This window comes from Microbulbifer sp. CNSA002, assembly GCF_047324085.1.
In the GTDB taxonomy this organism is placed as follows: domain Bacteria; phylum Pseudomonadota; class Gammaproteobacteria; order Pseudomonadales; family Cellvibrionaceae; genus Microbulbifer.
Window position 1 is genome coordinate 711590 of sequence record NZ_CP172449.1, and the last position, 11937, is coordinate 723526.

General features: G+C 52.2%; 9 protein-coding genes. 1 reads left to right on the forward strand and 8 read right to left on the reverse strand.

The features are described from left to right. Positions 1-193: 193 nt before the first annotated feature. The 6 genes from ACG1BZ_RS03155 to ACG1BZ_RS03180 form a co-directional block, all read right to left on the reverse strand. Positions 194-1576 carry an MATE family efflux transporter gene (locus tag ACG1BZ_RS03155; protein WP_413664342.1) on the reverse strand — a complete coding sequence of 461 codons (1383 nt, stop codon included), beginning with the start codon at positions 1574-1576 and terminating at the stop codon, positions 194-196. A gap of 123 nt (positions 1577-1699) precedes the next feature. Beyond that, entirely contained in the window at positions 1700-2176 is a 477-nt protein-coding gene (rimI, locus tag ACG1BZ_RS03160; protein WP_413664343.1) for a ribosomal protein S18-alanine N-acetyltransferase, read from the reverse strand. Next, positions 2173-2961, reverse strand: coding sequence for a hypothetical protein (locus tag ACG1BZ_RS03165; protein ID WP_413664344.1), 789 nt, complete (start codon positions 2959-2961; stop codon positions 2173-2175). The genes rimI and ACG1BZ_RS03165 overlap by 4 nt, the downstream gene beginning before the upstream one ends. After that, a complete protein-coding gene (locus ACG1BZ_RS03170) occupies positions 2962-4497 on the reverse strand; it encodes a 2-isopropylmalate synthase (protein WP_413664345.1) in 1536 nt (511 codons plus the stop codon). 382 nt (positions 4498-4879) lie between these two features. After that, positions 4880-5359: a MarR family winged helix-turn-helix transcriptional regulator gene (locus ACG1BZ_RS03175; RefSeq protein WP_413664346.1), complete on the reverse strand. Its 480-nt coding sequence runs from the start codon at positions 5357-5359 to the stop codon at positions 4880-4882. After that, positions 5359-5838, reverse strand: a complete 480-nt coding sequence (locus ACG1BZ_RS03180) for a glutathione peroxidase (protein WP_413664347.1) — start codon at positions 5836-5838, stop codon at positions 5359-5361. The genes ACG1BZ_RS03175 and ACG1BZ_RS03180 overlap by 1 nt, the downstream gene beginning before the upstream one ends. Positions 5839-6009: 171 nt before the next feature. Between ACG1BZ_RS03180 and ACG1BZ_RS03185 the strand changes: the two genes are divergently transcribed. Then, on the forward strand, positions 6010-7941 hold the full coding sequence (locus ACG1BZ_RS03185; RefSeq protein ID WP_413664348.1) for a cytochrome c/FTR1 family iron permease: 1932 nt from the start codon (positions 6010-6012) through the stop codon (positions 7939-7941). Positions 7942-7998: 57 nt separating this feature from the next. Here the strand turns inward: ACG1BZ_RS03185 and ACG1BZ_RS03190 are convergent, their stop codons facing one another. Both ACG1BZ_RS03190 and ACG1BZ_RS03195 read right to left on the reverse strand, forming a co-directional pair. Then, positions 7999-9822: an MFS transporter gene (locus tag ACG1BZ_RS03190; RefSeq protein WP_413664349.1), complete on the reverse strand. Its 1824-nt coding sequence runs from the start codon at positions 9820-9822 to the stop codon at positions 7999-8001. Positions 9823-9996: 174 nt separating this feature from the next. Then, positions 9997-11883 carry an MFS transporter gene (locus tag ACG1BZ_RS03195; RefSeq protein WP_413664350.1) on the reverse strand — a complete coding sequence of 629 codons (1887 nt, stop codon included), beginning with the start codon at positions 11881-11883 and terminating at the stop codon, positions 9997-9999. Positions 11884-11937: the final 54 nt, after the last annotated feature.

An 11937-nucleotide genomic window follows, 5' to 3' on the forward strand; every position in this document is an offset into this window, starting at 1 on the left:
ATCCATGTTTCGCAGTAAGAGAAGAAGGCGGGCTATGCTGCTGTCTGCCGGGGTTTGGAGGAATTTGAAGTTATCGGCAAAAATGGCAAGTAATGTGTACGCTGCCCGTTAAGGCACTAATTTCCTTGTGTTGTGTTTTTAGGGGGGGGGATAAATATGGGCCCAATCAGGAGTGATTCGGCCCACAGGTCGATCAGTTGGTTGACAGCTCGGGGCTGGATGTCGTCTCTGCTGTGCGTTGGTGCGTATCGCGGCGCAGCCACCACCAGGAAATAAAGCCGAGAATCAGGTTGGATGCTGCTGTAGCGACAAACAGGCCGGTCATGCCCCACAGGCTGTTTCCAATCCAGGCCAGGGGTAGGTAGAGGCCCAGTACCCGCAGGAAAGAAATAACAGTTGCAGGCAGCGGTTTTCCGAGTCCATTGAATGCGGCATTGGCAGACATCACAAAGCCGTAGCCGGCATAGCTGAGAGGCACGAGGGTCAGGTAGGCAACAGCGACAGCGAGAACCTCGGTGGAATCACTGAACAGACTTACGATAGGTTCTGCAACAAAGTAGAGAAGCACCGCCAGTCCCGCTCCAAATACCAGGCAGAACCTTGCCAGTACGCTCACGGTTTCCCGCAGGCGATCGGTTTTTTCCGCCCCGGCATTCTGTCCCATAAAGGGGCCGACCACAGAGGAAAGTGCGTAAAACACAATGAGTGCCAGGGGTTCTACCCGGAGTGCGACTCCCAGGCCCGCGACGGCATCTTCGCCGTGCACGGCAACGAGTGCAACGACAACACCTCCCGATACGGGAATAATGACATTGGTGAGCACAGCGGGAAGCCCGACAGCTAACACTTTGCGCCAGGATTCGAGTAGGCCGCTCAGCCGCCATTGTGGGGCTGTCATTAGGTGTTCTTTTTTGATGATGAAGTAGAGTGCAGCAATAAAGCTCAGGGCGCGCACGATAATCGTAGCGATAGCTGCTCCCTGGAGCTCAAGCCGGGGAAAGCCGAAAAGCCCAAAAATCAAAATGGGGTCGAGAATCAGGTTCAGCAGGGCTACCGCCACCATAATACGGCCGGTTACCGCGCTGTTACCAATGGCGCGAAGAGCGGCGAGCGCGACGGTCGGGACAATGACAAAGATGGTTCCCAGATACCAGGGGATCATGTAATCGGCAATAAGCGGAAGCATATCGGGGCCGGCGCCCAGCAGCTCAAATAGAGGGCGCATGGTGGCCAGGCCGATTACAGTAATCACAATAGCAATCAGCAGTGCCAGTACAGATGCGTCAGTTACCAGGCGGCGAACGTTCTTTATATCTCCAGCGCCGTAAACCCGGGCCACAGCCGAAGAGGTACCTGCGCCGAGACCGATAGCAAAGCTGTTTATGGCCATCACTACCGGGAAGGTAAAACTCATCGCTGCCAGGGGGCCATCGCCCAGCTGGGAGACAAAATAGGTATCGGCGATATTAAAGGACATGGCGGCGAGAATTCCCCAGACCATGGGTAGTGCCAGTCTCTGTAAGTGACTGGAAACTGAGCCTTCCAGCAGTGATGGGCTGCTTTTTGATAGAGACATGTATAACTCTTGTCAATCCAACGAGGGGGTTGGGAAGTCGGGAATAGTGTTACAGAGCAGGAGTGGTTGCCTGCCGTTCAAGGCCTTGTCGGTAAGGCGGGAATTCCGAATGAGAGGCTCATTCTACGACTGAGTGTCATTCAGAGCGAGACTCATGAGTACAGCGTCCTCGCGCATGCCGTTTTGCGCGGGGTAATAATTTTTGCGTATCCCGTCTTCAGAGAAACCCAGTTTGCGATAGAGGGAGCGCGCAGCGAGATTGGATACCCGCACCTCGAGCAAAATTCGCTCAACTTCGCTGGGTAATTCCGTTTTCACGCTGTTCAGCAGTGCCTCAGCGAGGCCCTGTCGGCGTCGCGCTGGCGATACGGCAATGTCCAGGATCTCTGCCTGGTCAAACAGGCTACTGATCACGCAACAGGCGATAATGTCGTCGCCTTGGATCAGGACCCAGCAGTAGTGGCCGGCGCTGAGACTCTGCTGGTATTGGGCTTCACTCCACGGATGACTGTGGGCACTTTTTGCCAGCTGGGCCAGAGATGCACAGTCGTCGGCAAGGGCGGAGCGCAACTGTAGCTCAGTGTAATTTAAATAGGTCATTCTGCGCGGGTTTCAGTCGGGTAACTAGTGCGCAACAGATTCCACAGGGGGCGTTTTAGTTCGGGGGCTCGCAGTAGTTGCGAGAGGCTGGGCATACTAATTAAGCGGGCCTTCTGCCATTCGACAACCTGGCTTTCCAATGGGATCGGAGTGCAAAAGTCTTGAGCTTCACTGCCCATCAGCCAGATGGATTTAACCGGCATACGGGAATAAGAGGCCTCCAACCAGCTGGAGAATGTATCGCGAGTCTGTGAGGCGTCTTCGGCAGGACCAAAGCGATTTTCTGTTAAAGGCCATTGCAGGCGCTCCTGTTGCCGGGGGAGCTGGTGCCAATGCAAGGCGCGGAGAATATTGTTGAACAGGGCTTCCAGGGGAAGAGCTGCACCGGGCTCGTGGCTGTCCACGGCCAGGAGTTCCTCCCCAATACGCCAGCAGTTCAAAACAAAAGGTTTAACACTTTGCTGGGGGGGGGCAACAGGAGCCGGTGTCACTGCCACCGTCTCTTGTGGGCGTTTTGTCTGGTCGGTGAGAGCGCTTATTTCATCTAGCACACGGGCGTTGCGCTCTGGACTTTGCACCGGCTGGGTAATTATCTGATCTGCTGAGTGGGGCAGTGGGTTTTGAGCTATTCCACTTGCAACCGGAAGCTGCTGAGTCCCAGCAGCTTCTTCGGCGGGAGGCAGTTCGGCTTGGCGAGGATCGGGTGCGAGCGGCAATACGAATCGGGGCACATAGCTTGGAACCCCAAGTACTGATAAATATTCCGCTCGCTGAAGCTCGTTCACTTATACGCCCTGTTTCTTACTCTCACTGCTGGCGAGCAAGTTTAACGCATCCATGTAGGCTTGTGCTGAGGCAATCAGGATATCTGTATCTGCGCCAACGCCGTTGACCAGGCGGCCGTCTTTTTCCAGGCGCACTGTAACGGACCCTTGGGAGTCTGTTCCTTGGGTGACCGCATTTACAGAATAAAGTTTTAAGTCGGCGCCGCTGTTTACCAGCTGTTCAATAGCTTTGAAGGTGGCATCTACTGGGCCGCCACCGCTGGCTTCAGTCTGTCGGGGCTCTCCGTCAATGGTGAGGCTGACAAAGGCCTGGGGGGCTGAGCCGATTTTGGTGCGCACATCCAGGTCACTCAGTTGGAATCGCTCTACCGGTGACTCGCCTCCGCTCACCAGAGAGTGCAAATCTTCGTCAAAGATCTCATGTTTCTTGTCGGCGAGGTCTTTAAAGCGGGCAAATACCTGCTGGAATTCTTCGGTATCGGCGAAATCTACCCCCAGCTCTTCGTAGCGGGCGCGGACGGCAGCCCGGCCGGAGTGTTTACCGAGAACCAGGCGGTTTTGACCCCAGCCGACATCTTCTGCGCGCATGATTTCGTAGGTCTCGCGGTGCTTCAGAACACCGTCCTGGTGAATACCAGACTCATGGGCAAAGGCGTTGGCGCCGACAATGGCCTTGTTGGGTTGCACTGGGAATCCGGTAATCGACGACACCATTCTCGAAGTGGGCACGATATGGCTGGTATCCAGCCCTGTTTCTACCGGGTAGAGATCCTGGCGGGTTTGTACTGCCATAACGATTTCTTCCAGGGAGGCATTACCGGCGCGCTCTCCCAAGCCATTGATGGTGCATTCCACTTGGCGCACACCGTTCATCACAGCCGACAGGGAGTTGGCAACGGCGAGGCCCAGGTCGTTGTGACAGTGGGTCGAAAAGATGGCTTTGTCGGAGTTGGGAACGTTTTCGATAACGCGGCGGAACATAGCCCCATATTCTTCCGGCTCTCCGTAACCAACGGTGTCGGGAATATTGATAGTGCCGGCTCCTGCCGCGATAACCGCTTCGATGATGCGGTACATAAATTCCGGCTCGGAGCGGCTGCCATCCTCGAGGGAGAATTCCACATCGTCGGTAAAGTTGCGCGCTGTTTGAACCGCTTTCACTGCCTGCTGCAACACCGCTTCCGGTTCCATTTGCAGCTTGTATTTCATATGGATTGGAGAGGTGGCAATAAATGTGTGGATACGCGAGGCGTTAGCATTCTTCAGGGCTTCGCCAGCGCGCACGATATCGGCATTGACCGCTCGGGCAAGGCTGCAAACCCGTGATTCGGTAACGGCTTCAGCGACGGCCTTGACCGACTCGAAGTCCCCGGGACTGGCAATCGCGAATCCAGCCTCAATGACATCGACACGCATTCTCTCGAGCATGCGGGCGATACGAATTTTTTCCTCTCTCGTCATAGAGGCGCCAGGACTCTGCTCACCATCGCGCAGAGTGGTATCAAAAATGACTAACTTATCTTTTTTAGTGCTCATTTTCGTTTGTTCTCCTTATTTGCTTTGAGGCTAAACAGGGGGCCTTGCCGCTGTCTATGCATCGCTCAAATAAAGTTTGGAATTCTGTTGGGGGTGGGGGGGAGAAAAATTATATGCCGCGCAGGGGCAGTCGTAGCGAGAAAGCTAGGGCAAGAAAAGACTGGCGCTGAGTGATAAATGGAGTCTTCATATACAACAGTTTCCGCATTAGGTCGGATTCAGGGCATTATGAAGCGGAATCAACCGAGAGGTCAATGTATATCCTAATATTGGCGTATTGTTTTCTTATTTTGTTATATTATTTTCGTTGCTGGCTATTTTTTAGTGTTTATATCCTGTTTTTGAAGGGCCGCCCCACTGAGGGTTTCAATGGGGGCCGCTATTAAGGGGTGGTATCGGTCAATTTATGCAGAAACTGCCACAAGTCTCCGTGTAGTTGCTCTACCTCGCTGCGGCTGATATGGCTGTTGTCCAGCTGTGCTGTCACCCACTCTCTGGCTCTTGGTTTAAGGGCAAGGCCTTCCTCTGTCACAGTGATCAGGGTTATCCGTTCATCCAGATTGCTGCGGCGGCGCTTGACCAGGCCGTTTTGCTCCATCCGCTTAAGCAGCGGGGTCAAGGTGCCGGAATCCAGCATCAGCCTCTGCCCCAGTGCACTGACGCTCTGCTCTTCTTCCGATGGCGCCTTGGTGTTGGCCCACTCCCACAGAACCATTAAAACCAGATATTGCGGATAGGTGATCCCCAATTCCTTTAGCATCGGCTGGTAGGCGCGGGTCATGGCTCGGGATGCGGCGTAGAGGGCAAAACATAGCTGGCGGTTCAGTGCCAGCTCGCCGGAATCGTCATCACAGACAACCATCAGAGCATACGCTCGATTTCTATCTCCAGGGATGCCGGTGCATCCTTTGGCGCGTAGCGTTTAACATTCTCGCCATTCTTACCGATCAAGAACTTAGTGAAATTCCACTTAATGCCCTCGGTTCCCAATAGGCCCGGCGCACGTTTCTTGAGCTCCACAAACAGCGGGTGAGCTTCATCGCCATTGACGTCCAGCTTGGCGTAGACGGGAAAGCTGACTCCGAAGTTCAGTTCACAAAACTCCTGAATTTCCTCATCGCTACCGGGTTCCTGCTTGCCAAATTGATTGCAGGGAAAGCCCAGGACGGTAAATCCACGGTCTTTATATTTTTTGTATAAATCCTCAAGGCCCGCGTATTGCTTGGTGAAGCCACACTTACTGGCCGTGTTGACAACTAGCACCACCTTGTCTTTGTAATCGGCCAGAGTGGTCTTTTGCCCATCAGCGGTTTGCACGGGAATTGAGTAGAGATCGGTCATTGGGAGAGCCTCGACGGTTTGTATTTTGCTAAATTTAGTTGTGCACAATCTTTTTTGCAACCGCTTTATTTGGGAGTAGCCCTTTTGCAGGCTTTATTGTGAGAATGATTACCAATTATATTATGCGCCAGATTGATAAAACCCTTTTGCAATAACAGTAAAGGATTCTCCATGCGCCTCACCTTACACTTGGCCCGCCTGCTAGTGGCGCTACTGGCCATTACGGTTCTACCCGTCCAAGCCCAGGCCTCCGGTCTATCAGAGCAGGAATTGCGCCAGCTGATGCAGATGGCAGAGTACATCGGTGTGGATTATCCGGAAGCGGTGGCAGATGGGGAGATCATTAGTGACGATGAGTTTGCAGAGATGCAGGAGTTCGCCTCGGTACTGATCGATCGCGGCGCACAACTGCAAGAGTCGCCCGAAGCGGTGATGATCCGCACCGAGGCGGATGCGCTGCAAGCGGCGATTCTTCGCAAGGCCAGTGTGCAGGAAGTGCAGGCACATACCGCCAAGTTGCGTCAGGGGCTATTGTCTATCGCCCCCGCGCTATCTTTGCCCACTGCATTGCTGAATGTGGATGAGAGTCGCGCTATCTACCAGGCGCAGTGTGTTACCTGCCATGGTATCGAGGGTAAAGGGGATGGCCCCTTAGCGGCACAGTTGGAGCCGGCGCCTACAAACTTCTACGAGTTGGAGCGCGCTGAGAATCGCTCCCTGCTGGGCCTTTACGATGCTATCAGTAACGGTATCGATGGCACTGCAATGACCGCCTTCAAAAACTTGAATGAGCAGCAGCGCTGGTCCCTGGCATTTTATGTTGGCGGCCTGGCTTTCCAAGGTGAAGTGGGGGAGGGCAAAGGCGTTGAGCCGAGCTTGCAGGATATCGTGATGTACAGCCCCAATGTGCTGCAGAGTGATCGCCCGGAACTGTCCGGCGCGGCAGTTGCTTCCCTGCGTGCCGACCCCACACCTTTCTTTGCTGGTGAAGAGAACCTCGGCGCCCAGCCGATTGAAATAGCCCGTGTACAACTGGAAAAGTCCCTGGTGGCCTACCAGGAAGGTAACTACGATCACGCTCGCACCCTGGCTATTAGTGCCTACCTGGACGGTTTTGAGATGGCGGAGAGCTCTCTGGATTCCCTCGACGCCGATCTGCGTAAAGCCACTGAACGGGAGCTGCTCGGGCTGCGCAGTCAGCTGAATGCCGATAGTAACCCCGAGCAAGTCACGGCTCAGGTACAGGTAATTCTTGAGCAACTGGGGCGCGCCGAATCTTTAATGCAGGAGACAACTCTCTCTGCGGGTGCACTATTTATTGCCAGCTTGGTGATTCTTCTGCGCGAAGGTCTCGAGGCGCTACTGGTAGTGATTGCACTGACAACGATTCTGGTAAAAACCGGTCGTCGCGATGCGTTGAAATTTGTTCACTTCGGTTGGATCAGCGCCGCGGTCGCAGGTGTTGTTACTTGGGTTGCCGCACAGAGTTTGGTTTCCATCAGTGGCGCCAGCCGGGAAGTTATGGAAGGGGTCGCAGCGCTTCTGGCCGCAGTTGTGCTCTTCTATGTGGGTTTCTGGATGCACAGTAAGACCCAGGCGGATCAGTGGCAGCAATATATCCAGAACAGCATCAACCGCAGCCTTAGCGCTGGCGCCCTGTGGGGCATCGCCGGTCTCGCATTTGTCGCTGTGTACCGCGAAATTTTTGAAACCATCCTGTTCTACCAGGCCCTATTGGTGCAAACAGCTTCCAGTCAGTACAGTGCCCTATGGGGTGGCCTCGCTGCCGGTGCGATATTGCTGGTTGTGTTGGGCATTGCCTTTGTGCGCTTCTCTGCTCGCTTGCCTATAGGCAAGTTCTTCTCCATGACGACCTATTTACTGTTGGCGTTGTCATTTGTTCTTGCGGGCAAGGCAGTCGCGGCACTGCAAGAAGCGGCGTGGATTGCGATTTCCCCGCTGCCGGTAAATCTCAGCTTTGACTGGTTGGGTATCTACCCGACTTGGCAAGGTGTTGGTATTCAGGGGGCAATACTGGTTGTCGCTCTGTGGTTGCTACTGAAAGGCAGTCGCTCAGATTCCAGTTCCGCTAAAGCGGCCTAAATGGCCTTCGGGTACCCGCAACTCTGTGGGTACTCTATTTTTAATAGCCGCCCCTCTTTATTCGGCACCCTTCAGGTTATCGAATAGCAGTTCTGGAGAAATTTCTGCAAGCGGTATTGGGCTGCCAACCTGTACTGTTGTCTTTAGGTTTCGTTTATAGCTAAACGAACCTTGGATCGATAGAGGGATAAGTGGCAATGATGCGCTTTGAAAATTTTCCTTGAGCAGAGTGACAAGCTCTGTAATTTCTTTCCTGCTGTTTTCTTCAATCAGGATGCACAGAAGATCCCTGTTTGCCTCTGCCTCATGAATCGCATTGTGCTTTCTCTTGAGCTCTGAAGCTTCGATTTCATAGTAGTTTTTGGGGAAATAGTCACTTTTGCGTAAAAGTGCGTGAAGCCTAGGGCTGTTAGTAATGGCGTCGCTGGGGATAAAGCGAACCTTGCGTTGCGTTGCCCCGCTAACAATAAATGGGGTTAGCAGGTTAGAGTAGCGAGCAATTAGAAGTGCTGAACCTTCGCTAGGGATTTGCTCAGTCCCCTCGTATTTCGTGCGCCTGGGCAGGATATAGATAAGCCAAGAAAGGGTGTCAAATAACATTTCCGGCATTCGAAAAATCAGGAGTACTAAAAGAGCGAAATTTAGTACGGCCAGCAGGGTAAATACCTGGGGAATTGTCATTCCCACAGGCCCGAGTAGCCCAATAATAGAAAAAGAAATAATGACTACAAATACGGCATTAAGGACATTATTTACAGAGATAACCTGCGCGCGAATTTGTTCTGCTGTTCTTTCCTGAATAATAGTGTATAGCGGTACGATAAAAATACCGCCGGCAACGCCAATGAAAGTCGTAATAAATAAGATGGTCAGTCCACCATCACTCTGTAGAAATTGGCTAAGGGATGCGTTGGAGAGCATCTGATAGTTTCCCGATAGGATGCCCAACCAAAGTCCCGCCACCGTCATTCCCAGCCCGCCGGCTGCCACCAAGCCCAGTTCAATACGCCCGCGAGACAAGCTCTCACACATTAGTGAGCCTATAGCAACGCCAACAGTTAGGCAGCAGAGTAGAATCGTGATTATTGGTTCACTGGCGCCAAGCACATTTCTTACAAAGCTGGGAACCTGGGTTAGGTATGCCGTGCTAAATAACCAGAACCAGGAGTTTGCAATAATTGCGTAAAAAACGGTGGGTGTTTTAATCACTTCCCGCATAATTCTCAGCGTTTGGCTGATGGGGTTCCAATCTATTTTTAAATTGGGGGCTGAGGAAGGAGCCGGAGGGATTGCCCTACTGGCGAGATAGCCTAGTACGGCGACAGTGACCATCACCAAGCTCAGATATAAAAGCCCAGGTTTTCCCTGGCCCACATCACCGGCTAGGAGGGTGCCGACAATTGTTCCAACCAATACTCCGGAAAAGGATGCAACCTGGGCTAAACCATTTCCTCCAAGCAATTCTGATTGCTTTAGGTGCTGAGGTAAGATGGCATATCTGACAGGGCTAAAGAAAGCTGTGTGGGTGGCAAAAAGTATCAATACAATGAAACTTAAAACTCGGTCATCAGTGAGTAGCGCAATGGCCCCGAGGATACCGATTAGTATTTCGGCGGCTTTAATAATTCTTATGACTCGACCCTTTTCATACTTGTCAGCTAATTGTCCAGCGGCGAGTGAAAATAGAAAATACGGTATGACATAGAGGCTACTGGCGAGATTAATCAGTGTATTGGCTTCTGCTTTGGCTAAATGAAATGCCAGTATGACTAGCAGGGAGTTTTTAAACAGGTTGTCATTAAAAACGCTGCTTAACAGTGATAGAAACAGTGGCATAAAGCGGCGACTGGCGAGGAGCTTGAACTGGTTGCTTTGCGCCATGGATAGGCCTTCGTCCCTGTGCCGCCCTTAGCAGCTATGTATTTCTATTCTCGCTATCAGAATAGGTGATCGGAATGATTTAAGGGGGGGGCTGGCATCGTGAGGGAGGAGAAGAATTTATGTGCCTACCAGTGAAGTAGGCACATATCCTTGTTGGTCAAGAAAAAGGAGAGGCTAGCGTTTCTCTCCGCGCAAGCCCAGCACCTGGCGGTATAGAGCCTCTGCCTTGGCACCGGCTGCTTCGACAGGCCTGCCGGCAACGACGCTCACCCGCGACCAAAAGCGCTTGGGCAATGTAGTGAAAGCATGGCCGTCTTTATGGCTGAAAAAGCTTCCCCAGAGACCTTGGAGGGCCATAGGAATTACAGGGACGGGGGTTCTCTCCAGAATTTTTTCTATGCCGGCTTTAAATGGCTGTAGCTCTCCGTCTTTAGTCAATTGACCTTCGGGGAATATACAGAGAAGATCTCCATCTTTTAGCCCGTCCTCAATGGCCTGAAAAGCCTGTTCATACCCTTCGGGGTCTTTCTGCTTGGAGCAAATTGGAATTGCCCTGCCTGTTTTGAAGACGAAGTGCAAAATTGGAATTTCATAAATGGGCTTATACATAATAAAGCGGATAGGACGGCGGACAGCGCCGGCGAGTAATAGTGCGTCGACATAACTCACATGATTACAAGCGATTAGGGCTGGTCCCTCTGTGGGTATCTGTTCAAGCCCTTGGTGCTTTACCCGGTACATGGTGTGGGAAAGGGCCCAGATCAAAAAGCGCATAGCAAATTCTGGCACTTTTGCGAACACAAAAATGGCGACCGCCGCATTCATAAGCGCAATAACAAGAAAGAACTGCGGTATGGTCGCGTCCAGCATATTGAGGAACAGAATTCCAAGTAGCGCCGAAGCCACCATAAAGAGGGCGTTCAAAATATTGTTTACGGAGATAATTTGTGCACGAATTGCCGGGTCGGATCGATCCTGGATCATGGTGTACAGAGGAACGATGTAAAGACCCCCAAACCCCCCCAGTAGTACCAGGCAACTGAGAAGAGAGTATGCACCATCGGTACTTAGAAATGCGGTAAAGCTGGGCTCATGGAGTTCTGCAAAGTTTCCCCCGACAATGCCCAGGGCGATACCACTTATGGTGAGTCCAGCAGCACCAACAGGCACCAGGCCAAGTTCAATAAATCCACTGGAGAGGCGCTCGCAGATTAAGGACCCAATCGCAATACCAATGGTAAAACTGCACAGCAGTAATGTAACCACTGATTCACTGCCACCTAGGACATTCTTGGTAAAACTGGGAATTTGTGTCAGATAGGCCGCCCCCATTAACCAAAACCAAGATATTCCAATAATGGAGTAGAAAATTGAGGGAGTATTCGCGCTGGCACGGAGTATTTTATGGGTTTGAGTAATGGGGTTAGGGTTTATTTTGAGATTGGGTGTGGGGGCTGGCGCTGCGGGGATTGAGCGGCTGGCCAGATATCCCAGGGTAGCTGCGCTCATAATTACGAGGCCTAAGTAGAGAATTCCCTGTTGCCCATGGCCTGTGAGGCCTGCGAGTAGGCTACCGACAATTGTTCCCGTTAAAATGGCTACAAATGTCCCCATTTCCACCAGAGCATTGCCCCCTATCAGTTCGGAACGCTTCAAGTGTTGAGGGATAATCGCGTACTTCACCGGGCCAAAAAAGGCGGACTGTATGCCCAGGAGAAAGAGCACAGTTAAACAGAGTGCGTTGCTTCCGCTAAAAAGAGCGAAAACTCCCAGTGCACCGATACCGATCTCTCCTAGCTTAATCCAGCGTATTAACCTCCCCTTGTCGTATTTGTCTGCTATCTGACCGGCGGAGGCAGAAAATAAGAAAAAGGGAAGAATAAACAAACCAGCAGCCAGGTTAATTAGTGCGTTCGCTTCGCTTTCCACCAGGCGAAAGGCGATCATGACAATTAGGGCATTTTTATAAACATTGTCATTGAAGGCGCCCAGGAACTGGGTGCTGAAGAACGGCAAAAAGCGGCGGCTAGTGAGAAGATGAAACTGAGACTGGTTAGCCATTGGCAACTCTCTTCTTATTTAAGTGAGCTAATGGTAAGTCATACTGCCGACGGG

Excerpts from the sequence above, each read along its gene's own strand:
- ACG1BZ_RS03155 (WP_413664342.1), bottom strand. The coding sequence starts at position 1,576 with ATGTCTCTATCAAAAAGCAGCCCATCACTGCTGGAAGGCTCAGTTTCC.
- rimI (WP_413664343.1), bottom strand. The coding sequence starts at position 2,176 with ATGACCTATTTAAATTACACTGAGCTACAGTTGCGCTCCGCCCTTGCC.
- ACG1BZ_RS03170 (WP_413664345.1), bottom strand. The coding sequence starts at position 4,497 with ATGAGCACTAAAAAAGATAAGTTAGTCATTTTTGATACCACTCTGCGC.
- ACG1BZ_RS03175 (WP_413664346.1), bottom strand. The coding sequence starts at position 5,359 with ATGGTTGTCTGTGATGACGATTCCGGCGAGCTGGCACTGAACCGCCAG.
- ACG1BZ_RS03180 (WP_413664347.1), bottom strand. The coding sequence starts at position 5,838 with ATGACCGATCTCTACTCAATTCCCGTGCAAACCGCTGATGGGCAAAAG.
- ACG1BZ_RS03185 (WP_413664348.1), top strand. The coding sequence starts at position 6,010 with ATGCGCCTCACCTTACACTTGGCCCGCCTGCTAGTGGCGCTACTGGCC.
- ACG1BZ_RS03190 (WP_413664349.1), bottom strand. The coding sequence starts at position 9,822 with ATGGCGCAAAGCAACCAGTTCAAGCTCCTCGCCAGTCGCCGCTTTATG.
- ACG1BZ_RS03195 (WP_413664350.1), bottom strand. The coding sequence starts at position 11,883 with ATGGCTAACCAGTCTCAGTTTCATCTTCTCACTAGCCGCCGCTTTTTG.